We start from the raw sequence: 22,939 nt of genomic DNA, 5'->3' as shown, positions 1-22,939 counted from the left end.
GTGACAATTATGTGACATGTTCATTTTACTCCCATCATTTAAGAGCGTCAAGAAAACGGATACAGATTCTTTAGCAAAAATAGAAAATTTTTAAAATATATTGATATTATAATAGACCCTTATAACAGTTGAGTTTTAAAGCCCTTTGTTATGTAATACAACAATATTCTTCAATCAATTTCCAACATCTAACTGTTAGAAATTATATGTAATAGGAAACAATAATTATGATGAAAAATAGGATTTAATATTGCACGATAATTTGTTTAATACAAATAAAACGGTACTGAAATCCGCCTCAAATTGTATATAATAGAATGATAGAAAGAGGGGAAGCATATTGAAAGAAAGTACTGTTGTCGATGTAAGTTTGAACACAGATGAAAATATAGCTGAACAGACAGCTGAACCACGCACCGTATCGATATTCGGATATGAATTAATTAGGGAAATCCTTTTGCCCGAGATTCTTGGCAAGGATACACCGGAAATATTATATTGGGCAGGCAAACGGCTGGCGCGGAAATACCCATTAGCTGATTTTGATGAGGTTGTTACCTTTTTTCATAATGCCTCATGGGGCCAGCTGGAAATTAAAAAAGAAACAAAAAACGAGATTGAGATTGAACTGTTGAGCCCATTACTTGTTTCACGGGTAAAATCAAAGGCCGAGCATTTCTTCCAGCTTGAAGCAGGCTTTCTCGCACAGCAAATGGAGCTTCAAAAGGAAGTCGTCGCTGAAGCCTTCGAACATCCCATCAAAAAAGGAAACAAAGTACAATTCACCGTCAAATGGGACATTAAAGACTACATCTAGTAACTCAGGTCCCCTATCAAATTATTCTATAACGGTAATAAAAATGGTGTCAGCTTACCTTTCGGTGCCTGACACCATTTTTATTATTTTTATTATTTTTATTATTTTTATCATTTTTATTTATTTTTACTATCTATACAATCTTATTGTTGTTGGCCTAGTTCGAATGCTGCATGCAGGGCTTCAACTGCTTTTAGCATATTTTTTTCTTCCACTACGGCTGATACTTTGATTTCGGAGGTGCTGACCATTTTAATTTGGACATCATTTTCAGCGAGAACCTTAAACATCTTTGCTGCGACACCTGGATTGGAAATCATTCCTGAACCGACAATCGATACCTTAGCTAATTTATTTTCTGCATCGAGCTGTTCATAGCCAAGTTCTGCTTTATTCTCTTCAAGTACCTTCACTGTTTCTAATAGATCATTCGTATGGATCGAGAATGACAGATTAGCACTTCCAGCTTCGGTTGTACTTTGAATAATAATATCTACGTTAAGATGATTCTGGGCTAAAGTGGTGAAAATTGTTGACAGACTTGTAAGCGAGTTAGTCAAACCTAATACGGTAACTCTTGTAATTTCGTCCTCAAATGCCACACCGCGTACCACTAGATTTTGTTCCATTGTTGCTTCCTCCTCAATAACTGTTCCTTCTTCTTTTTCCATGCTAGATCTGACAACAAGCTGTACTTTATAGTTTTTCGCAAACTCAACTGCTCTTGGATGGAGCACACCTGCGCCTAAATTGGCTAACTCAAGCATTTCATCGTAGGAAACGGATAATAGTTTCCTAGCATCTTTTACATATCTTGGGTCTGTCGTAAACACACCTGTTACATCCGTATAAATATCACATTTATCAGCTTTTAGTGCTGCTGCTAAAGCAACTGCGGTTGTATCTGAACCTCCGCGGCCTAATGTCGTAATTTCGCCATCCTCGGTAACACCTTGGAAACCCGCGACAATGACAACCTTTCCAGTAGAAACTTGAGCTTGAATTGCCTCAGGATTGATTTTCGCAATGCGGGCATTACCATGAACAGGTTCAGTAACGATTCCTGCCTGCCAGCCTGTGAAGGAAACTGCCTCAAGCCCTTGTTGTTGTAAAGCCATGGAAAGTAATGCAATGGTAACCTGCTCGCCTGTAGACAAGAGCATATCCATTTCTCGTTTGCTAGGCTCCTTCGTTATATCCTTGGCCAGGCTTACAAGCTGGTCCGTTGACTTTCCCATCGCAGAAACAACGACAACGACATCATTACCGCGTTCTTTCTCCTCTCTTACACATGCTGCAACATTTAAAATTCTTTCAACACTTCCAACAGAAGTGCCGCCAAATTTTTGAACAACTAAACCCATCCTTTTTCCCCTACTTTCCATTTTGCTGTAACTAGTATGCTAGTAAAATAAAAAAAAGCAATGAGAAGGGCATCTCATTGCTTTTTGAACACGAAGAAATAAATTCCTGTACAAACAACGTAAGATAGCTCTCCAAGACACCGTCTTGACAATTCTGGATTTCTTCAATACAGAACCAGCAAAAAAAGGATATGAGTCCTTCTTCACTTCGGCGAACCTTCCCTTTCATGATTCTTCATTGAAGCTCATCCTTCTCAGAATCATTACTATTGAATTTCGCACCTCTACCTTCACTTTAGTACGATAAAGTGACTGATTAAATTTTTATCATTATAGCATGTTCATTATTTTATGACAATAATTATGAACGAAGTTTTTCGATTAATTCTTCTGCTACATTTGTTGGAATACCAAGTGCAGTAAATTCCTCCAGCGTAGCTTCCTTCATTTTTTTCACTGAACCAAACTGTTTTAATAATAATTTTTTGCGCTTTTCACCAATTCCCGGGATATCGTCGAGTAATGATTGAAAAGCACTTTTCCCACGGATTTGCCGGTGAAAAGTAATCGCAAAACGGTGGACTTCATCCTGAATTCGCTGCAGCAAATAAAACTCTTGGCTATTCCGTGCTAACGGGACAACTTCGAGCGGATTTCCATAGAGAAGCTGTGAAGTGCGGTGCTTCTCATCCTTCACAAGACCTGAAAGCGGAATATCTAAACCAAGTTCATTTTCTAGAACATCCCGTACGGCCTCAACATGTCCTTTACCGCCATCAATAATAATTAAATCCGGCAGCGGAAGATTTTCTTTTAGGGCTCTCGAATATCGTCTCCTAGTGACTTCCCGCATGGATTCATAATCATCCGGACCTTTTACCGATTTTATTTTATATTTTCGATATTCGCGTTTGTTCGCTTTTCCATCTGTAAAAACAACCATTGCTGATACGGGGTCCGTCCCTTGAATATTGGAGTTATCAAATGACTCAATTCGGTGCGGGGTATAAATCCCGAGGAGCTCTCCCAAATTTTCAACGGCTTTTATCGTTCTTTCCTCATCTTTTTCAATGAGTGAAAATTTTTCCTTTAAGGCGATATTGGCATTCTTAATCGCCATTTTAACCAGGTCCTTTTTGGCCCCTCTTTGTGGCTGAAGGACTTTTACTTCCAGCAGCTGCTCTGCCAAATGAAGATCGACCTCATCTTGGATAAGGATCTCTTTTGGCTTAAAATGATTTGCTTTTGTATAGAATTGACCAAGGAATGTTAAGATTTCTTCCTCAGGTTCATTATAGATTGGGAACATCGAGACGTCCCGCTCAATCAACTTACCTTGACGGACAAAAAAGACTTGAACACACATCCAGCCCTTGTCGACTGCATAGCCAAACACATCACGGTCTGTAAAATCAGTCATCGTGATTTTTTGCTTTTCCATAATGGTCTCAATGTGGACAATTTTATCTCGGAACTCCTTAGCTCGTTCAAAATCAAGTTCTTCAGCCGCCGCAGTCATTTTTTCCGTTAGCTCGTTTTTAATTTCTTTATAGCCGCCATTTAAAAAACGGGTGATTTCATCCGTCATTTGTTTATATTGTTCTTCACTTACTTCATTTACACAAGGTGCCAGGCACTGTCCTAAATGGTAGTACAAGCAGACCCGATCAGGAAGGGTAGAGCACTTACGCAGTGGATAAATTCGGTCGAGCAGCTTTTTTGTTTCGTTTGCCGCCCCGACATTTGGATAGGGTCCAAAGTATTTCCCTTTATCCTTTTTTACCTTTCTCGTAATAATTAATTTCGGATGTCTTTCCGCTGTTAATTTTATAAACGGATAGGTTTTGTCATCCTTTAGCATGATGTTATATTTTGGGTCGTATTTCTTGATCAGATTTAATTCAAGTAGAAGCGCTTCTATATTTGAAGAGGTAACAATATACTCAAAGTCTTCAATTTCATTGACAAGTCTTAATGTTTTCCCATCGTGAGAACCGTTAAAATAAGAACGAACACGGTTCTTTAACACTTTCGCTTTCCCCACATATATAATCGTTCCCTGACGGTCTTTCATTAAGTAGCAGCCAGGCTGATCAGGCAGCAGGGTCAATTTTTGCTTAATAATTTCATTCATTCCGGCCACTCCTCCGTCTTTTATATCATATCTTATAAATTCTAATGCATAGTTACGATAAAGGGAAGTAGGAGACTTCTGTAAAAAAAGAAAAGCGGAAGCGCCTTGTTCAGGGGCGACAGGCATAAGACGAGCCGGCAAGAAGGCTGTTCTTTAGCCTACTTGACGGATTGACTTATGACCCCGAGCCCCTAGGCGCTGTAGCTGGACAATTCTCAAAGTTATATTTCATTTTTTTAAAGAAAAGAACCTCAGCCTAAGAGCTTGAGGTTCTTACTTTGGTAAACTTATACGTGCTTATCTAATACACTTGCTAATGCATCTTTAGGTTGGAAGCCGACTACTTTATCAACCACTTCGCCGTTTTTTAATACCAACAATGTTGGAATGCTCATAACACCAAAGTTAGCAGCAGTTTGCGGGTTTTCATCTACATCAAGCTTAGTGATTTTTACTTTTTCGCCCATTTCTGCGTCAAGTTCTTCAAGAACTGGGGCAATCATTTTACAAGGTCCGCACCATGGTGCCCAGAAATCTACGAGCACAAGACCTGAACCTGTTTCAGCAGAAAAATTTTGATCTGTTACGTGTGAAATAGCCATTTATATTGACCTCCTTAAAATACTGGAATACTACGGAAAGTATATCATTTGTTTGTCATATCACGCTAATAATATGTCTCGCAAATAATTTTCCCTTTTTTACTGTAAGTATTCTATTCATAACCAAGTAAAAAAGCGAGCCATACACCGCCCGCTTTTTAGTATTGACCTGCATTTCCGTTAGTAAACCGACCAAGCTTTAGTTTATTAAGAATGAACTTTTAGTTTTTTAAATTCTTCTGTTAACAGTGGCACGACTTCGAATAAATCACCAACAATACCGTAATCAGCTACTTTAAAAATGTTAGCTTCTGGGTCTTTGTTAATCGCTACAATGACCTTAGAATTGGACATTCCTGCTAAGTGCTGAATCGCACCTGAAATACCGCAGGCAATATATAAATCTGGTGTAACTACCTTACCGGTCTGGCCTATTTGCAAGGAGTAATCACAATAGTCAGCATCACAGGCGCCACGAGAAGCCCCTACAGCTCCTCCTAATACATTTGCTAATTCCTTTAATGGCGCAAAACCTTCAGCACTTTTTACGCCACGTCCTCCAGAGATTACGACCTTTGCTTCACTTAAATCTACACCCTCACTTGCTTTTCTTACCACCTCTTTGATAATAGCTCGAAGGTCCTTGATATCAACAGACAGTGAAGTGACCTCTCCTGTTCTGTTTTCATCCTTTACGGATGGTGCAATATTATTCGGACGGACAGTGGCAAAGATCAGCCCATCAGTCACAATTTTCTTTTCAAATGCTTTACCGGAGTAAATTGGTCTAGTAAACACAATATTTCCGCCTGCCGCATCAACAGCCGTAGCGTCAGAAATAAGACCCGAAGAAAGTTTACCGGCAATACGCGGCGCTAAATCTTTTCCTAAGGACGTATGCCCTAACACTAATCCTTCCGGTTTTTCTTGGTCAATGACTGCTAATAAGGCTTGGGCAAAACCGTCAGATGTATATTGCTTTAATTTTCCGTCCTCTACAACGACAACACGGTCTGCTCCATATTGAATCAGTTCAGCACCTAAAGCGCTTACAGATTCGCCTACTAAAACCCCAACAACTTCTCCGCCCTCTGCGACTGTTTTCGCTGCGGCAATTGCTTCGAAAGAAACATTACGTAATGATCCGTCACGAACTTCTCCTAGTACCAATACTTTTCTCGACATTCGATTACCCTCCTGAAAGACAATTTTTATGTGAATGGATTAGATTACTTTCGCTTCTGTATGAAGAAGATGAACAAGCTCTTTCACTTGGTCATTTAAATCGCCTGCTAAAACCTTGCCAGCTTCTTTTTTAGGCGGCAAGTAAATTTCAATTGTTTTTGTTTTGGCTTCAACTTCGTCTTCCTCAAGATCGAGATCATCTAACTCTAATTCTTCAAGCGGCTTTTTCTTTGCCTTCATGATACCTGGCAGCGAAGGGTAGCGGGGCTCGTTTAGGCCTTGCTGTGCTGTTACTAAAAGCGGCAGGCTCGTTTCAATCACTTCTGAATCTCCCTCAACATCACGAGTTACCGTTACCTTTGTTCCATCAATTTCTAACTTCGTAATCGTTGTAACGTAAGGAATGTTAAGCAGTTCGGCCACACGCGGACCAACTTGGCCTGAACCGCCATCGATCGCGACATTGCCGCCTAAAATTAAATCGGCATTTTTCTCTTTTAAGTATTCGGCTAGAATTTTCGCAGTGGTAAATTGGTCACCATTTTCTACATCATCTTCGATATTAATAAGAACGGCCTTGTCTGCACCCATCGCAAGAGCAGTGCGTAATTGCTTTTCAGCTTCCTCATTTCCAACTGAAATAACGGTCACTTCACCGCCATTGGCATCGCGGACTTGAATTGCTTCTTCAATGGCATATTCATCATATGGATTGATAATGAATTCTGCACCGTCCTCGTTGATTTTGCCGCCGGAAATGGTAATCTTTTCTTCCGTATCAAAGGTTCTTTTCATTAATACATAAATGTTCATGGTTTCCCTCCTAGTAAATTTCAAACATTAATTTAGTTCGAAAGATTGAGAAAATTCTTAGCAAAAAAATTTATTGGAACTTCTGGACAGATGCCTGACGTTAGAAGTTATGCCCCTTTAAAACTAGGCTCTCTCTTTTCAAGAAATGCCTGGATTCCTTCTTTTGCATCCTCTGATACAAATACTTCACCAAATAATTCAGCTTCCCTTTTTGTTCCTTCGTAGAATTCCTCTGTTTTAGCATAATTCAATAATTCTATGGTTGCTTGAATGGAACCAGGACTTTTCTTAGCAATCTTGCCTGCCAATTTATACGCTTCATCTAACAGCTGACTTTCAGGGAAGGCACGGTTTGCTAAACCATATTCAACCGCCTCTAGACCGGAAATAGGTTCAGAAGTAAACAGCATTTCCGCAGCCCTTGCAACACCGATGTATTTAGGCAAACGCTGGGTACCCGCAAAACCAGGGATTAACCCAAGCTGAAGCTCAGGCAGACCAAGTTTGGCATTTTCACTTACATAACGGATATGACAGGCCATCGCCAATTCAAGTCCACCACCTAGAGCTGCACCATGGATGGCTGCAATAATTGGTTTTGGGAATTTTTCCATCCGATCGAATAAATCTTGCCCAAACTTGCCAAGGTTCGCAAATCCTTCTGATGAAGTCACAGTCGTAAATTCCTTAATATCGGCTCCTGCTGAAAAAAATCGGCCTTCTCCGTGAATGACAATAACCCCAATCTCACGGTTTGGCTCGATTTCATCAAGAACTGCAGACAATTCTCTTAACAGACCCGATGAAAGTGCATTTGCTGGCGGACGCTCGATGGTAATCGTGGCAATCCGATCCTGATACGACCATTTTAAGTATTCCAATGCAACTCCCCCTTTTCTTTCCTTACCTTTTTCCACAGCCATCGATCAACAGTCGATGGACTGGAGATGCCAAGGCCAGTAAATCATATTTCTCCTCGTTCATCACCCACGATGTAACTGTTTCATCAATCGTCCCGAAGATCATTTGCCGGGCTAGACGAACATCAAGATCACTTGAGAACTCCCCTGTTTCTTTTCCTTCTAAAATGATTTTTTCGATGACCTGTAAATATCCTTTAAGAACCGCATTAATTCTTAACCGCAATTCTTTATTGGATTGACGTAACTCCAGCTGGGTAACAATTGCCATATGGTGATCATCCGATAGAAGTTGGAAATGGGTTTCAATCATCATTAATAACTTCTCTTCTGCCGTCACTTTTCCTGCTATTTTTTCTTCTATTTTTTCAACGAATTCGCCCATTTTTTCTTCAAAGAGAGAGATAAGGATGTCTTCTTTGTTTTTAAAATATAGATAAATGGTGCCATCTGCCACCCCTGCCTGCTTTGCGATTTTGGAAACTTGGGCTTGATGGTACCCATTTTCAGCGATAACGATTACCGCTGCATCTATAATTTGCATATATTTCGGTTTATTCTTTTTCACTATGTCCACCCTCTTGAAGAAAATCGAAAAGCGGAAGCGCCTTGTTCAGGGGCGACAAGCATAAGACGAGCCGGCGAGAAGGTTGCTTTTTAACCTTCTTGCCGGATTGGCTTATGACCTCGAGCCCCTAGGCGCTGCAGCTAGACATTAATCAAATTTATAATCTTAAAAAGAAATTATGAATGAATCATCATTCATAATTTTATAATAGAATTTAAATTAGCTGCTGTCAAGAAAAACTGACCACTTCATCGTAATATAAAATAGCGTGGTGAGACAAGCCTTCCTGCTCAAAAAAAATAATTAAAAAGCTACGCGTGTTTTTGGCTTTCTTGCTCTATTTTTTGTTTTTCTTCTTCTACAAGTGTTCTTCTTAATATTTTACCTATTGCCGTTTTCGGTAATTCTTTTCTAAATTCATAAACCCGAGGTGCTTTATAAGCAGCCAAGTATTTTCTTGCAAATTGATTCATTTCTTCAGCTGTAACAGTGGAACCTTCTTTTAAGACAAGATATGCCTTCACAGTTTCTCCGCGATATGGATCAGGAACACCGGCAGCAACGGCCTCCACTACATCTGGATGTTCATATAATACTTCTTCGATCTCTCGAGGATAGATATTAAAACCTCCGGCGATAATCATGTCCTTTTTACGATCTACTACATAAAAATATCCCTTCTCATCCATGTAACCAAGGTCTCCGGTATAAAGCCAGCCATCCTTCAGTACTTCTTCTGTTTCCTTTGGACGATTCCAGTAGCCCTTCATAATTTGCGGTCCTTTAATCACAATTTCACCAATTTCGCCGACTGGCATCTGTTCACCCGTTTCAACAGACAAAATGACAGCGTCTGTGTCAGGATATGGAACTCCGATACTGCCTTTTATCCTTGGAACATCCCATAAAAAATTAGAATGAGTGACAGGAGATGCTTCAGATAGTCCATAGCCTTCTACGAGCTTTCCACCTGTAACTTCCTCGAATTTTTGCTGTATTTCCACTGGGAGTGCCGCCGACCCGCTGATACAGGAATCAATCGAAGAAAGGTCATATTTCTTCAAATCAGGATGATTCAATAGGCCGATATAGATGGTTGGCGCACCTGGAAATAGAGTTGGCCGCTGTTTGTGAATGGTCTTCAATGTCGTTAGGGCATCAAATTTCGGTAATAAAATCATTTTATAGGCCATCTTGATCGATAAAATCATGACCGTAGTCATTCCATAAACATGGAAAAACGGCAATATTCCCAAAACTGATTCTTCACCGGGTTTACATTTATATAACCAGGCCTCACTCATGCAAGTATTGGCAATCAGATTTTTATGGGTCAGCATGACTCCTTTTGGAAAACCGGTTGTCCCTCCAGTATATTGTAATAAGGCAATATCTTCTTCTGGATCAAAATCATGCTGGATCAATTCTGTTGAATTTGCTTTGACAATTTCGGTGAGTAAATGGGAGTTTCCTTCATGTTTTACCTTTACGACAATCCCATATTGCTTTTTCTGGATGAAGGGATAAATAAGATTTTTAGGAAATGGCAAGTAGTCTTTGATAGCGGTTACAATAGCGTGTTGTAAATTAGTCTGCGGCATAACTTTTGTGACTCGTGGATAAAGAATGTCCATGGTGATTATAGCTTTTGAACCGGAGTCTTTCATTTGGTACTCCAGCTCTCGTTCCGTATATAACGGATTGGTTTGAACGACGATTCCTCCTGCCATTAAGATACCAAAATAACTGATTACAGCTTGCGGACAATTAGGAAGCATAATGGCAACCCGCTCATCCTTTTGAATGCCTATGGATTGCTGTAGATAACTGGCAACACTAAGCGACTCTTCATAAAGTTGTTTATACGTCATTTCTTTTCCCATAAAATGAATCGCTATTTTCTCCGGAAACTCTCTGGCTGCGTTTATTAAGTATTCTTGTACGGATTCTCTGGAGTATTCAAGTGTGGCAGGAATTTCCTTTGGATAAAGGTCCAACCAGGGTTTTGACTCCAACATAAATAACCTCCTTTTTTATCATAAATTATAAAAATTATAAACTCTCTTCTATTATAGTACAGCGATTAGTTATAGACAATGAGACTTTGCAATTATGGGGCTTAATCCATTTAGCAAAAAAAAATCATCGCCAAAATACTTCAGCGATGATTGATCTTATGCAAAAAACACCATATAAATAATGCCTATAAGTAAAAACAAACCGCACAATCCCAGCAGTACTTTAGCTAATGTCTCCACTGTTATTTTCTCCCCTTACGAAATTCCTGCACCAATCACAAAGGACAACCCGATTGAGATAATCAGCGACAACAAACCAACCGCTCTGTTATCATTTTGAATTTCCTCATCAATCTTGAATTTGGGTGTTAAAAATTCAAAGATAAAATAGCCGGCAAGCAGCAGGACAAACCCGTAAACACCCCAGCCAACCATCTCCAGTAAGGAATTATTGTCCTTAATAGATGCTCGGAAAATGTTGGCAAGCCCCAGTATTTTTCCACCTGTTGCCATTGCCACTGCCAGGTTTCCTTTTTTGATTTCTTCCCAATTTTTATATCTGGTTACCACTTCAAACACAGCTAAAAAGACAACCATACATAAAATCACAACACTGTAATATGCAGCTATCTGAATATATCTATTCTCCCAAAACTGGTCCATTACGTTTCTCCCCGGAAATATTATTTAAATTCGACGATGGTTACCCCTGAACCACCCTCTCCGGCTTCTCCAAAGCGGATTTTCTTAACGGAACGATGGTTTCGTAAATATTCTTGTACGCCCTGTCTTAAGGCCCCCGTACCTTTTCCATGGATGATTGATACACGAGGATAACTTGCAAGTAGTGCATCATCAATATATTTTTCTACCTTCAGAAGGGCATCCTCATACCTTTCCCCACGGAGATCCAGTTCCAGTTTAACTAGAGTATCTCGTCCTTTTACGATCGCCATTGGTCTGGTTTCCACTTGTTTTGGTGTACTCAAGTACTCCATATCCTTTTCTTTGACCTTCATCTTCAAAATACCAATTTGAACCTGCCATTCATTGTTTGAAACACGGTCCAGCAGGGTTCCTTTTTGGTCAAAGGTCAAGACCTTCACCTCATCCCCAGGCATGAAGGTGTGTTTTTTAGTTTTGGTGTTTGTTAATTTCGCGGATTTCTTGATTTCCGGTGCTGCCTGTTCAAGCCGCTTTTTAGCATCAATGAGTTCATGTTCTTTTATTTCCGCATGTTTTTCTGTTCTCATTTTTCGCAAATCACGGATAACCTTCTCAGCTTCTTGTTTCGCCTCATCCACAATATCAGCGGCCTTTTCCGCTGCTTTTTCAAGCATTGTATCTTTTCTATCATAAAACTCAATCATTTGCGATTGTAAATCTTGATGAAGCTTTTCCGCTTGTTTTAAAAAGTCGCGTGCTTCTTCTTGTTCACGCTCAGCTTGGCGCTTGCTTTCCTCAAGAGAAGCGATCATTTTATCAATCTGATTAGTGTCTTCACTTACATGCGAGCGGGCTGTTTCAATGACTCTTTCATTTAAGCCAAGCCGTTTCGAAATTTCAAAGGCGTTACTTCGGCCGGGTACTCCCAATAATAGTTTATATGTCGGGCTCAATGTCTCAACATCAAATTCCACACTTGCATTTAATACACCCTCGCGATTATAACCATACGCCTTTAATTCCGGATAGTGGGTCGTCGCAATGACCCTTGCCCCGCGCTTGTGGACCTCATCTAAAATCGAGATCGCCAAGGCAGCACCTTCCTGTGGATCGGTTCCCGCCCCTAGTTCATCAAATAAGACTAGACTGTTAAAATCGACCCGGTTTAAAATATCGACAATATTAACCATGTGGGACGAAAAGGTACTTAGGCTTTGTTCAATCGACTGCTCATCACCAATATCGGCATAGACTGAATCAAAAACGGCGAGTTCCGAGCCGTCCAAGGCCGGTACCTGAAGGCCTGCCTGTGCCATTAACGAGCATAGGCCAAGCGTCTTTAAGGTGACCGTTTTACCCCCTGTATTGGGACCCGTTATCACAATCGTTGTGTACTCTTTTCCGAGCATGATATCATTGGCAACCACTTCATCAATCGGAATGAGCGGATGACGGGCTTTATATAAAGCAATTCTTCCTTCATCATTCATAATTGGCATGGAAGCCTTTATTTTTTTACCATATTTCGCTTTTGCAAAAACAAAATCTAAATTGGCTAAAATATCGACAATTACCTTGAGTTCACCTTCATATTCGGCTGTTTCTGCGGACAGCTCTGTTAAGATTCTTTCAATTTCAAGCTGTTCCTTGACACGAATATCTTGGAGTTGATTATTTAATTGGACAATAACCTGCGGTTCAATAAAAAGTGTTTGACCTGATGAACTTTGATCATGAATAATCCCGCCATAATGGCCGCGGTACTCTTGCTTTACCGGGATAACAAACCGGTCATTTCGAATTGTCACAATCGCATCGGATAACATTTTAGCTGCGTTTGAGGAACGAATCATACTTTCTAACCGTTCACGAATTCTCGACTCATTAGACCGAAGCTGATGCCTTAACGATCGCAGCAAATCACTAGCACTATCCAAAACTTCTCCACTCTCATCGATGGCATGTTTAATATCCTGCTCCAAGTTCGTGAGCGGAATGATATTTGAGACTTGTTCTACTAAGATTGGCAGTTCTGTTCTGTCTGCAGCTAACTCCTCGATAAATCGCTTCATTTGGCGGCTCGCATGAATCGTGCTTGCAATCTGAATCAGTTCATGCGGGCTCAAAACGCCGCCGATCACGGATCGTTTAATATGGGCACGAATATCATGAATTCCTGCTAACGGTACATTTCCTTTAATACGAATGACGGTTGCTGCTTCATCCGTTTCTGCTTGGAGCCTTACCACTTCGTCAAAATTCGTCGAGGGGACTAAATTTTTTATTTTATCTCTTCCAAGTGAGGAAGAGGCATGTTCGAATAGCTGTTCTCTTACTTTTGTAAATTCCAAAACCTTTAAGGCTCTCTCGTGCATGGAGTTTCCCGCCTTCTCTGAATTGTCCAGCTCCAGCGCCTAGCGGCTAGTGTCCTTCGCGCTCCGCCCTACGATAAGTCAACATCGAATCGCTAGCGCTCTTCGTGTTTCCTTTATCTCAGTTGGAGCACTCCAGGCCATACGCCGCTGAACAGGCGCTTACGCTTTTCTTATCGATGATGTATATATTCAAGTAATTCATATTTATCTAATGCATTAATCACTGTAGACTTTTTAATCCAGCCTTTTTTGGCCGCCGAAACGCCAATTTCCATATGCTTTAATGTATCCAATTGATGGGCATCGGTATTAATGAGAATTTTAACGCCGTTTTCTTGGGCTTTTCGTAAATATTCTGCTGCTAAATCGAGCCTGTTAGGGTTTGCATTTAATTCCAATGCTGTATTGGTCTCTTTAGCCAGTTGGATTAATAAATCAACATCGACATCATAGCCTTCCCGGCGGCCAATTTTTCGGCCGGTTGGATGGGCAATTAAATCGACGTGAGCATTTTCCAATGCCGTCTTTAACCGTTCCATAATTTTTTCCCTTGGCTGGGAAAATGCCGAATGTATGGAGGCAATCACAAAATCCATTTCTGCTAATAACTCATCATCATAGTCTAATGTCCCATCAGGTAAAATATCCATCTCTACACCCGATAGGATCAGAATATCATCGTATTTTTGATTTAATTTCTTAATTTCTTCTTTCTGCCTTAGCAATTTCTCACGTGTCAGACCGTTTGCTACTTTTAGGTACTGCGAGTGGTCTGTAATGGCTAAGTATTGGTAGCCTCTCGCCCGGCAGGCTTCTACCATTTCTTCAATCGAGTGAGCTCCGTCACTCCAGGTGGTATGCATATGCAAATCACCTTTAATATCTGTAAGCTCAATCAATGCTTCAGACGCCGAGAATTGCTCTACTTCTTTTCCGTCCTCGCGAATTTCCGGCGGAATAAACGGCAGATCAAAATGTTTGAAAAATTCTTCTTCTGATGAAAAAGTAAGAATCTCCCCTGATTCTACATTTTCAACACCATATTCACTTATTTTTTCACCACGTTCTTTAGCAAGCTGACGCATCCGGACATTATGATCCTTTGAACCAGTAAAATGATGCAGCGTTGTAATGAATTCCTCCGGCTTGACGAGGCGGAAATCCACTGAAACGTCATAATCAAGATCCAAGACAATGGAGACCTTTGTATCCCCGGCACCGATGACTTCCTTTATTCGCGGCAGATTCAACAAGTGTTCGCGGACCATTTCCGGTTGGGTTGTTGAAATGATGAAATCAAGATCCTTAATTGTTTCCCTCATTCTTCTTAAGCTTCCCGCTCTAGAAAAACGAATGATATCCGGCATTTCTGCCAGTTTCGCTTCAATTTGGTCGGCAATTGGAAGCATGTACGCCAGCGGAAGCCGTTCAGGCCTTGTTCCCACATTGGCGATTGCACTTAAGATCTTCTCTTCTGTTTTCTTGCCAAATCCGGCAAGGGCCTGCACCTGGCCAGCTTGACAAGCTTCTTTTAAACTGACAACATCTACAATTCCCAGCTCCTTATTGAGCTTGGCTATCTTCTTTCCTCCAAGACCTGGAAGCTGCAGCAAAGGGATTAAACCAGCTGGAACTTCTTCCTTTAACTCCTTTAAGACTGTAGATGTTCCTTCTTTTATGTATTCATCTATTACAGTGGCAGTCCCTTTGCCAATCCCAGCAATGCTGGTAAAGTCTTCAATTTCCGTTAAGACACGTTCATCTGTTTCTAGCGCATTTGCCGCTTTCCGAAAGGCGGAAACTTTAAATGGGTTTTCACCTTTTAATTCCATATAAATCGCAATGGTTTCTAATAACCTAATTATTTCTTTTTTATTAACTTCCATCATAAACACCTGCCCTCTGTTTAGCTTTTTCATTTTATCTTAGTTTATGGCATGAATAGAAAAACTCCTCTGCTACAGAGAAGTTCAAGCAGTTGTATATTCAATCCACAAGCTTTTAATTTGCTGTGAAAGGATAGGGGTGTGATTCACAATTGCTTTCGCCAATGAGGAGTGATCGAGTGCATCCTGAATAAATCCGATTGGAATTAAGGCTCCAATATATAATAAAATAAAAATAAGTAAATAGACTTCACAAAAGCCTAATATGCCCCCAGCTAATACATTCAGCTGTTTTAAGACCGGCAAATGGGCAATGAAATCGAGCATAGAGCCTATGATTTGAAACAATATTTTTACAGCAAAGAAGATAATAACAAAGGCAATCGCCCGATAAAAAGCACTCTGCATATCATTTGAATCTGTTAAAATTTTTAAACCTGTGGCATCACCAAAGTTTGGATAGGGAATCCATAAAATGAGTTTTGTTGAAAGTTCTTCATAGTAGGAAGTGGCGGCCACATATGCAATAATAAAACCTATTAGATGAACAAGCTGAAGGATAAACCCCCTTTTAAGTCCAACAAAGAATCCAATAATGAGAAAAATGATAATGGCTAAACCTAACATATTTTTTTTAGTCCTTTTCTTTTTGTAGTTCTGCTTGCAGCCGCTCTAACTGATCTTTTAATTTAATATAATCATTGACTGCATTTACCGCAGTCAGAACAGCTAGTTTATTTACGTCTAGAGTTGGATTCTTATAACTAATTTCGCGCATTTTGTCGTCAACTAACGATGCCACAAGTCGTACATGACTTGGACTTTCCGTACCCATTATGACGTATTGCTGGCCGTATATAGCAACGGTTGTTTTATGTTTTTGTAAATTTGACAACGTAAAGCCTCCATTCCAGAATCCTACTCTATACTATAACACGAACGTACATAAGTCGAAAAGTCAAACAAATCGAAAATGAAATAGGTCTTGGATTCATCCTGTTTTTTTAAACATAGCAAGAAAATTTATTGAAATGTGGTGTCTTAGTGGGAAATGTTGTTCTTAATTTAGATATGTCGAAGATTAATGAATTGAAAAACTATTATTCAAAGCAGCTTTTGGATAAAAATATTCCTGGAAGTGTGTTTGCTGCAAAAACCCCCTCCTGTATGATTACGGCCTATAAGTCCGGGAAAGTCTTGTTTCAAGGGAATGATAGTGAATCAGAGGCCAGGAAATGGGGCAGCAGTGCTGCGGGTGCTCCAAGTAAAAAAACTTCTGCTGCGAAGGGGAAGTCTGTAGCAAAAGGCGACCTTCCTGCAGGTATTGGTGGGATGTCGGCCATCGGTTCAGACGAAGTGGGCACGGGGGACTTTTTCGGTCCGATTACGGTGGTAGCAGCCTATGTCAGAAAAGAAGATATTCCGTTATTAAAAGAATTAGGTGTACGCGATTCAAAGGATTTGAATGATGAAAAAATAATATCAATTGCTAAGGTTATTAAGGATGTAGTTCCCTTTAGCTTGATGACTCTGAAAAATGAAAAATATAATCAGGTGCAAGGTTCGGGAATGTCCCAAGGTAAAATGAAGGCATTGCTTCATAATCAGGCCATTTTAAATGTGTTGGAGAAGATATCACCTGCGAAACCTGAGGCGATTTTAATTGACCAATTTGTCCAGCCTAGTACTTATTTTCAGCATTTAAAAGGGCAGAAGGCGATCGCCAATCAGGATGTTTATTTTAGTACCAAAGCAGAAGGAATTCATTTAGCTGTTGCTGCGGCTAGTATCCTGGCACGATATGCGTTTATTCAATATATTGATAAGCTTAGTGAGGCAGCGGGTTTTAAGATTCCAAAGGGTGCCGGGTCACAGGTGGATGTGGCGGCTGCCAAGCTGATTATGAGTAAAGGGCGAGAGTGCCTTCCTTCCTTCGTAAAACTTCATTTTGCCAATACTGACAAGGCAATGGCCCTTGTAAATAAAAAGCGGAACTAAGTCGTTATGGTAAGGGCCGTAGAATAGAGTAATAGTAAATGGCAATTGGAGGGGTATGAGTGGCAAAAAGGCTAAGTTTAACGGAAATTGATCAAGCTTTGGATGCATTACCAGGATGGAAATTGGACGGTAAATTCATTGTTAAAAAATATCGTTTTCGGGAGTTTTTGAGTGGGGTAGGGTTTGTAAATGAAATTGCCGAGCTGTCTGAAGAAAAAAATCATCATCCTTTTATTGCAATTGATTATAAATTAGTGACTCTCAGGCTTACTTCTTGGAATGCCGGGGGCTTGACGGATTTGGATATAGAGTTAGCGAAAAATTATGATGTTCTCTATGAAAAATATAAAGGAAAATAAAGCAAAAAGAGTATCGCACAGATACTCTTTTTGCTTTTAATATTATTATCCTCGAAGCACGGCTCCAGCCTTTTCTTTTAAGGCTTCAAGCACGCGTTCATGGACCTTCGTTACCTCTTCGTCTGTCAATGTACGTTCAGGATCTAAATACTTTAATGAGAAAGCAATCGACTTCTTGCCTTCTTCCATTCTTTCACCCTCATACAGATCAAACACCACTGCTTCCTGTAGGAGCGGTGCACCTGTAAACAAAATAATCTCTTTTAAGGTGCCTGACACCGTTTCTCTGTTTACCACAAGAGCAATGTCTCTTGTGATCGTTGGGAAGCGTGGGATGCTGTTGTATTGTAATGGTGCTGTTTCTTCTTGAAGAACTGATTGTAAAGAAAGTTCAAATACATAGGTATCTTTTAAATCAAGTTCTTTTTGAACGGTTGGATGTACCTGGCCAACGAAACCAACGCTTACACCGTCTAACTTGATTTCTGCTGTACGGCCAGGGTGCATGCCTTCTACTTGCGCCTGAACATATACAATTCGATCTTCTAGGCCAAGCTTTGCAAACATTCCTTCTAAAATACCTTTCACAACATAGAAGTCAACTGCCTTCTTCTCACCCTGCCATGAATGGCTGTGCCACAGACCTGTCACAGCTCCTGCTAAATGCTCGTTTTCAACTGGAAGTGTTTCTTCCCCATTTGATAAGAATACAGCACCTGTTTCATACACTGCTAAGCTGTCGTTTTGACGTGCGCTATTGTATTTTAATACTTCTAGTAATTGTGGCAAAATACTTAATCGAAGCACGCTGCGTTCTTCACTCATTGGCATTGCCAGGCGAATTGGGTTGCGTTTTTCCATGGCAAATTGAGCAGCTTTTTCCTCACTCGTTAAAGAATAGGTTACAGCTTGATACAGCCCTGCTCCCTCAAGATACTGACGAACTACACGGCGTTTCTTCTGGTAAGAGGACAATTTGCCTGGAGTTGTCGAACCAATTGGCAATGTTTTTGGAATATCGTCATAGCCGTAAAGACGGGCAACCTCTTCCACTAAATCCTCTTCAATTTTGATATCCCCACGACGTGTTGGCGCCGTAACTGTAATCGTATCTTGCTCGATACTAACCGGGAATTGCAAACGATCAAAAATTTCTTTTACGTCGTTCATTTGAAGATCTGTGCCTAGGACACGATTAATTTTTTTAAGTGTAATGGAAACAACTGCAGGTTCAACCGTTAGTGTATCGACCTCTGATGTACCTTTGAGCACTTGACCGCCAGCATATTTCGCCATTAAGTAGGCAGCACGCTCACCCGCAGCACGAACACGGTTTGGATCCACACCTTTTTCGAAACGAGCGCTTGCTTCGCTTCTTAAACCATGATCTTTAGAAGCTTTACGGACAGTCTGACCATTAAAATAAGCTGCCTCTAAAAGTACAGTGGTTGTATCTGAAGTAACCTCTGAATTAGCGCCGCCCATTACCCCAGCTAAAGCGACTGGCTCAGTTCCGTTAGTGATTACAAGGTGGTCGGCAGTTAAAGTGCGTTCAACATCATCAAGGGTTACAAACTTTTCACCATCTACCGCACGGCGGACAAGGATTTCCTTTGAGCCTAAACGGTCATAATCAAATGCATGTAATGGCTGACCATATTCTAATAAAATATAGTTTGTAATATCAACTACATTATTGTGTGGACGAATTCCAGCATTCATTAAGCGTGTTTGCATCCACAGTGGAGAAGGTCCAATTTTTACATTTTTAATGATTTTAGCCACGTAAAGTGGGTTATCCTCTTTTGCTTCAACATTGATTTTCACATAATCTGCTGCTTTTTCATTTGTTGCCTCAAGATCTGTTTCTGGAAACTTAACTTCTCTTCCTAAGATAGCCGCCACTTCATAGGCAACACCTAGCATACTTAGGCAGTCAGCACGGTTAGGGGTTAAACTCAGCTCTAACACTTCATCGTCGCGATTAAGATGCGCTAACGCATCAACGCCAACTTCCGTCTCTGCCGGAAAAACAAAGATGCCCTCGGAATATTCTTTCGGAACGATTTTCCCTTCCATACCTAGCTCAGTTAGGGAGCAAATCATTCCATTAGACTCTTCGCCGCGAAGCTTCGCCTTTTTAATTTTAAAATTACCAGGAAGTACGGCACCCACTGTAGCAACTGCCACCTTTTGGCCTTGTGCCACATTCGGTGCACCGCAAATAATCTGAACGGGCTGTTCTGCTCCGATATCTACAAGACATTTGCTTAATTTATCAGCATTTGGATGCTGTTCACGTTCTAGGACATGGCCGATAACTACACCTTTAATGCCTTCGTTAAGGACCTCTACGCCTTCTACTTCAATACCGCTTTTTGTAATTTTTTCAGCAAGTTCAGCTGCTGTTACGCCTGTTAAATCAATATAATCCTGCAGCCATTTATATGATACGAACATGTCGCCAACCTCCTATTATTCAGCTTCCGCGCCTAGGGGCTTCAGCATTTAGTTTTACTCGTGTTTTGAAAACTGTTTTAAGAATCGTACATCGTTGGTATAGAAATGACGGATATCATCGACACCGTATTTCAACATCGCAATTCGCTCAGGTCCCATACCAAATGCGAATCCAGTGTACTTTTTAGAATCGTAGCCGGCCATTTCAAGCACGTTCGGATGAACCATCCCTGCACCTAAAATCTCAATCCAGCCTGTTTTCTTACATACATTACAGCCATGGCCTCCACAAATCTTACAAGAGATATCCATCTCAACAGAAGGCTCTGTGAATGGGAAGAAACTTGGTCTGAGTCGAATTTCACGATCTTCACCAAACATTTTCTTCGCAAAAACCTCTAATGTACCTTTTAAGTCACTCATGCGGATGTTCTCACCGACAACTAGACCTTCAATTTGCATGAATTGATGAGAGTGTGTCGCATCATCATTATCGCGGCGGTAAACCTTACCAGGGCAGATAATTTTAATTGGTCCTTTGCCTTCATGCTTTTCCATTGTCCGTGCTTGGACTGGTGAGGTATGGGTACGAAGAAGGATTTCTTCTGTAATATAAAAGGAGTCCTGCATATCACGGGCCGGGTGGCCTTTTGGTAAATTAAGAGCTTCGAAATTATAATAATCTTGCTCTACCTCAGGACCTTCGGCTACTTGATAGCCCATGCCGATAAATAGGTCTTCAATTTCCTCAATAATTCTTGTCAACGGATGGTGGTTTCCAACCCTGACTGGACTGCCCGGAAGTGTCACATCGATGCTTTCAGATGCTAATTTTTCTAAAACTGCAGCTTCTTCTAACCCTTTTTGTTTGGCTTCAATTTTAGCAGCAATGATTTCACGCACTTCATTTACAAGTGCCCCCATGACTGGACGTTCTTCAGCTGAAAGCTTCCCCATTCCGCGAAGTACTTCTGTAATCGGTCCCTTTTTACCTAGGTAAGCAACGCGGATGTCATTTAATTCTTTTAAGTTGGCAGACTGCTCAACTTTTTGAAGAGCCTCTTCCTGCAATTCCTTTAATCGTTCTTGCATATCATCTATTCCTCCTTAATGGTAATTGGTCACTTTAGGTAGCCATAAAAAAACAAAAAAACCCCATCCCTGGAAAGGGACGAGGTTTGTTAATTCGCGGTACCACCCTTGTAAACACACGTTATGTATAAAACATTGTGTTCGCTTCATTCGAATAACGGCCTGTGCCGATGCATCTTTACACGAAAAGCGGAAGCGCCCTTGCGCTGTAGCTAGACAGTAATCTACTATCAAGCTCTAGCTTTTATATTGTGGTCCCGATGCCAACTCAGGAGGTGAACTTCTCTAATCTAGAACCATAAAAGTGCTTGCAGTCATGGCACCTTCTCCCTAAATGGTCGATAACTAGATACTTTTCTCCGTCATCGTTTTTAACTTTTTTCAATTGTTCATTATTATATAACGTTTTTCAGCAAAAGGTCAAACGTATTCCGCCTATTTTTTTAAATAATAGAGCAGAATTCCTGTCGCAACCGCAACATTTAATGATTCACTTTTTCCGAAAATCGGGATATATAGGTTGGCGGTTGTACTTGAAAGTAGATCTTTGGCGACACCATTGCCCTCGTTGCCAACGATAAGGGCAAACGAAGCACCGCAAGAAATATCCGTATAGGCTGATGCACCTTCAAGTGCTGTACCATAAACCGGTATATTTTTATCATGAAGCTTGTCAATCCATTCATGAAGGTCTCCTCTAATGATTGGCAGATGAAAATGGCTTCCCTGTGCCGACCTTAAGACCTTCGAGTTATAAATATCGACACTGCCGCGTCCCACCACAACCGCATCAATCCCGGCCGCATCGGCTGTACGGATCATAGTACCCAGATTGCCTGGGTCCTGGACAGCATCAATTAGCAACAGCGTTTTGGCATCCTGAACCTCTTGATTGGATTGGCGGCAAACAGCATAAATTCCTTGAGGTGCTTCCGTTTCAGATAATGAGTTAGAGATTTCTTCCGTAACCGATGTAACTGGTGTAGATCCAGCATCCCAGCGCGGAGGCAGTCCTACTTTATCCGAAACAATGATTTCTAAAACTTGTTCGCCTTGCTTTAATGCCTCCTCAACCAAATGAAAGCCTTCCACTATAAAAGTACCACTCTTATCGCGCTCTTTTTTTGTCAGTAACTTTTTCCATTGTTTTACCTTAGGATTATTGACAGATTCTATGTATTTCAAAACAGTTCTCCTTTAAAATGCTCTTATGATTTTCTCATTATATCCTAAATATATTACATAATAAAACCAAAACCTAGAAATCATAATATTGAATGAAGTTTAACAAAAGGAGGGTATTAAAATGAACTTAAACCTAAGAAATGCGATTCTTCACAACGTTTCTGGTAATACTCAAGATCAATTAGAAGATACCATTGTTGATGCGATTCAAAGTGGCGAAGAAAAGATGCTTCCAGGACTTGGGGTATTATTTGAAGTGATTTGGCAAAATTCATCAGAAGATGAGAAGAAAGAAATGCTTGAAACCCTTGAAAAAGGCGTGAAGTAATTCACAGGCTGCCAATTTGGCAGCTTTTTTATTTATAACAGTAAGTACTGATCATTTCTTTGACGGACCGGACAAAATAGACCCTTGCTCGGGCAATGACATACTCTTTCATTGACCGTCTGGACAAAATAAACTCTCGCTCGGGCAATGACACGCTGTTTCATTGACC

At 40.6% G+C, this 22,939-nt stretch carries 20 protein-coding genes and 1 riboswitch; of the genes, 4 read left to right on the top strand and 16 right to left on the bottom strand.

The window, feature by feature from the left end; translation table 11 throughout:
- Positions 1-340 precede the first annotated feature (340 nt).
- Positions 341-817, top strand: a complete 477-nt coding sequence (locus COD92_RS25850) for a YslB family protein (RefSeq protein WP_098526905.1) — start codon at positions 341-343, stop codon at positions 815-817.
- A 143-nt stretch (positions 818-960) separates the two neighbouring features.
- Here COD92_RS25850 and COD92_RS25845 read toward each other — a convergent pair whose 3' ends face one another.
- From COD92_RS25845 to zapA, 13 genes are all read right to left on the bottom strand, one after another.
- On the bottom strand, positions 961-2,181 hold the full coding sequence (locus tag COD92_RS25845; protein ID WP_098526904.1) for an aspartate kinase: 1,221 nt from the start codon (positions 2,179-2,181) through the stop codon (positions 961-963).
- Positions 2,182-2,298: 117 nt separating this feature from the next.
- A riboswitch (Lysine riboswitch) is annotated at positions 2,299-2,476 on the bottom strand.
- A 66-nt stretch (positions 2,477-2,542) separates the two neighbouring features.
- Positions 2,543-4,315: an excinuclease ABC subunit UvrC gene (gene uvrC / locus COD92_RS25840; RefSeq protein WP_098526903.1), complete on the bottom strand. Its 1,773-nt coding sequence runs from the start codon at positions 4,313-4,315 to the stop codon at positions 2,543-2,545.
- Between the two features lie 287 nt (positions 4,316-4,602).
- Positions 4,603-4,917: a thioredoxin gene (gene trxA / locus COD92_RS25835; RefSeq protein WP_098526902.1), complete on the bottom strand. Its 315-nt coding sequence runs from the start codon at positions 4,915-4,917 to the stop codon at positions 4,603-4,605.
- A 207-nt stretch (positions 4,918-5,124) separates the two neighbouring features.
- The gene (locus tag COD92_RS25830; RefSeq protein ID WP_098526901.1) at positions 5,125-6,102 is read right to left on the bottom strand and encodes an electron transfer flavoprotein subunit alpha/FixB family protein; all 978 of its coding nucleotides are present in this window, start codon (positions 6,100-6,102) and stop codon (positions 5,125-5,127) included.
- A gap of 39 nt (positions 6,103-6,141) precedes the next feature.
- Positions 6,142-6,915 carry an electron transfer flavoprotein subunit beta/FixA family protein gene (locus tag COD92_RS25825; RefSeq protein ID WP_098526900.1) on the bottom strand — a complete coding sequence of 258 codons (774 nt, stop codon included), beginning with the start codon at positions 6,913-6,915 and terminating at the stop codon, positions 6,142-6,144.
- Between the two features lie 107 nt (positions 6,916-7,022).
- Entirely contained in the window at positions 7,023-7,796 is a 774-nt protein-coding gene (locus COD92_RS25820; RefSeq protein ID WP_098526899.1) for an enoyl-CoA hydratase, read from the bottom strand.
- 22 nt (positions 7,797-7,818) lie between these two features.
- Positions 7,819-8,403 (bottom strand): fatty acid metabolism transcriptional regulator FadR, encoded by a 585-nt coding sequence (locus COD92_RS25815; RefSeq protein WP_098526898.1) that lies wholly within the window; start codon positions 8,401-8,403, stop codon positions 7,819-7,821.
- Between the two features lie 311 nt (positions 8,404-8,714).
- Positions 8,715-10,421: an AMP-binding protein gene (locus COD92_RS25810; protein WP_098526897.1), complete on the bottom strand. Its 1,707-nt coding sequence runs from the start codon at positions 10,419-10,421 to the stop codon at positions 8,715-8,717.
- Between the two features lie 255 nt (positions 10,422-10,676).
- On the bottom strand, positions 10,677-11,084 hold the full coding sequence (locus COD92_RS25805) for a DUF350 domain-containing protein (RefSeq protein WP_098526896.1): 408 nt from the start codon (positions 11,082-11,084) through the stop codon (positions 10,677-10,679).
- Positions 11,085-11,104: 20 nt separating this feature from the next.
- Positions 11,105-13,462, bottom strand: coding sequence for an endonuclease MutS2 (locus tag COD92_RS25800; protein ID WP_098526895.1), 2,358 nt, complete (start codon positions 13,460-13,462; stop codon positions 11,105-11,107).
- A gap of 170 nt (positions 13,463-13,632) precedes the next feature.
- Positions 13,633-15,348 (bottom strand): DNA polymerase/3'-5' exonuclease PolX, encoded by a 1,716-nt coding sequence (polX, locus tag COD92_RS25795; RefSeq protein WP_098526919.1) that lies wholly within the window; start codon positions 15,346-15,348, stop codon positions 13,633-13,635.
- Positions 15,349-15,432: 84 nt separating this feature from the next.
- Complete coding sequence (locus tag COD92_RS25790) at positions 15,433-15,975, bottom strand: CvpA family protein (RefSeq protein ID WP_098526894.1); 543 nt, start codon at positions 15,973-15,975, stop codon at positions 15,433-15,435.
- A gap of 7 nt (positions 15,976-15,982) precedes the next feature.
- A complete protein-coding gene (zapA, locus tag COD92_RS25785; RefSeq protein ID WP_098526893.1) occupies positions 15,983-16,243 on the bottom strand; it encodes a cell division protein ZapA in 261 nt (86 codons plus the stop codon).
- Between the two features lie 149 nt (positions 16,244-16,392).
- On the opposite strand from zapA, the gene rnhC reads away from it, so the two are divergent.
- Positions 16,393-17,346 (top strand): ribonuclease HIII, encoded by a 954-nt coding sequence (rnhC, locus tag COD92_RS25780; RefSeq protein ID WP_098526892.1) that lies wholly within the window; start codon positions 16,393-16,395, stop codon positions 17,344-17,346.
- Between the two features lie 59 nt (positions 17,347-17,405).
- Positions 17,406-17,705 carry a 4a-hydroxytetrahydrobiopterin dehydratase gene (locus COD92_RS25775; protein ID WP_098526891.1) on the top strand — a complete coding sequence of 100 codons (300 nt, stop codon included), beginning with the start codon at positions 17,406-17,408 and terminating at the stop codon, positions 17,703-17,705.
- A gap of 45 nt (positions 17,706-17,750) precedes the next feature.
- Here COD92_RS25775 and pheT read toward each other — a convergent pair whose 3' ends face one another.
- From pheT to COD92_RS25760, 3 genes are all read right to left on the bottom strand, one after another.
- Positions 17,751-20,165 carry a phenylalanine--tRNA ligase subunit beta gene (gene pheT / locus COD92_RS25770; RefSeq protein WP_098526890.1) on the bottom strand — a complete coding sequence of 805 codons (2,415 nt, stop codon included), beginning with the start codon at positions 20,163-20,165 and terminating at the stop codon, positions 17,751-17,753.
- A gap of 54 nt (positions 20,166-20,219) precedes the next feature.
- Positions 20,220-21,257: a phenylalanine--tRNA ligase subunit alpha gene (gene pheS / locus COD92_RS25765; RefSeq protein WP_098526889.1), complete on the bottom strand. Its 1,038-nt coding sequence runs from the start codon at positions 21,255-21,257 to the stop codon at positions 20,220-20,222.
- 435 nt (positions 21,258-21,692) lie between these two features.
- Positions 21,693-22,442 (bottom strand): TrmH family RNA methyltransferase, encoded by a 750-nt coding sequence (locus COD92_RS25760; RefSeq protein WP_098526888.1) that lies wholly within the window; start codon positions 22,440-22,442, stop codon positions 21,693-21,695.
- A gap of 121 nt (positions 22,443-22,563) precedes the next feature.
- Between COD92_RS25760 and sspI the strand changes: the two genes are divergently transcribed.
- Positions 22,564-22,770 carry a small acid-soluble spore protein SspI gene (sspI, locus tag COD92_RS25755; protein WP_098526887.1) on the top strand — a complete coding sequence of 69 codons (207 nt, stop codon included), beginning with the start codon at positions 22,564-22,566 and terminating at the stop codon, positions 22,768-22,770.
- Positions 22,771-22,939: the final 169 nt, after the last annotated feature.

It is taken from the genome of Bacillus sp. AFS037270 (assembly GCF_002585305.1).
This window is presented reverse-complemented; position numbering and strand designations above follow the sequence as displayed.

Excerpts from the sequence above, each read along its gene's own strand:
- pheS (WP_098526889.1), bottom strand. The coding sequence starts at position 21,257 with ATGCAAGAACGATTAAAGGAATTGCAGGAAGAGGCTCTTCAAAAAGTT.
- COD92_RS25805 (WP_098526896.1), bottom strand. The coding sequence starts at position 11,084 with ATGGACCAGTTTTGGGAGAATAGATATATTCAGATAGCTGCATATTAC.
- uvrC (WP_098526903.1), bottom strand. The coding sequence starts at position 4,315 with ATGAATGAAATTATTAAGCAAAAATTGACCCTGCTGCCTGATCAGCCT.
- COD92_RS25810 (WP_098526897.1), bottom strand. The coding sequence starts at position 10,421 with ATGTTGGAGTCAAAACCCTGGTTGGACCTTTATCCAAAGGAAATTCCT.
- COD92_RS25800 (WP_098526895.1), bottom strand. The coding sequence starts at position 13,462 with ATGCACGAGAGAGCCTTAAAGGTTTTGGAATTTACAAAAGTAAGAGAA.
- COD92_RS25825 (WP_098526900.1), bottom strand. The coding sequence starts at position 6,915 with ATGAACATTTATGTATTAATGAAAAGAACCTTTGATACGGAAGAAAAG.
- COD92_RS25845 (WP_098526904.1), bottom strand. The coding sequence starts at position 2,181 with ATGGGTTTAGTTGTTCAAAAATTTGGCGGCACTTCTGTTGGAAGTGTT.
- COD92_RS25830 (WP_098526901.1), bottom strand. The coding sequence starts at position 6,102 with ATGTCGAGAAAAGTATTGGTACTAGGAGAAGTTCGTGACGGATCATTA.
- pheT (WP_098526890.1), bottom strand. The coding sequence starts at position 20,165 with ATGTTCGTATCATATAAATGGCTGCAGGATTATATTGATTTAACAGGC.
- sspI (WP_098526887.1), top strand. The coding sequence starts at position 22,564 with ATGAACTTAAACCTAAGAAATGCGATTCTTCACAACGTTTCTGGTAAT.
- COD92_RS25790 (WP_098526894.1), bottom strand. The coding sequence starts at position 15,975 with ATGTTAGGTTTAGCCATTATCATTTTTCTCATTATTGGATTCTTTGTT.
- polX (WP_098526919.1), bottom strand. The coding sequence starts at position 15,348 with ATGGAAGTTAATAAAAAAGAAATAATTAGGTTATTAGAAACCATTGCG.
- trxA (WP_098526902.1), bottom strand. The coding sequence starts at position 4,917 with ATGGCTATTTCACACGTAACAGATCAAAATTTTTCTGCTGAAACAGGT.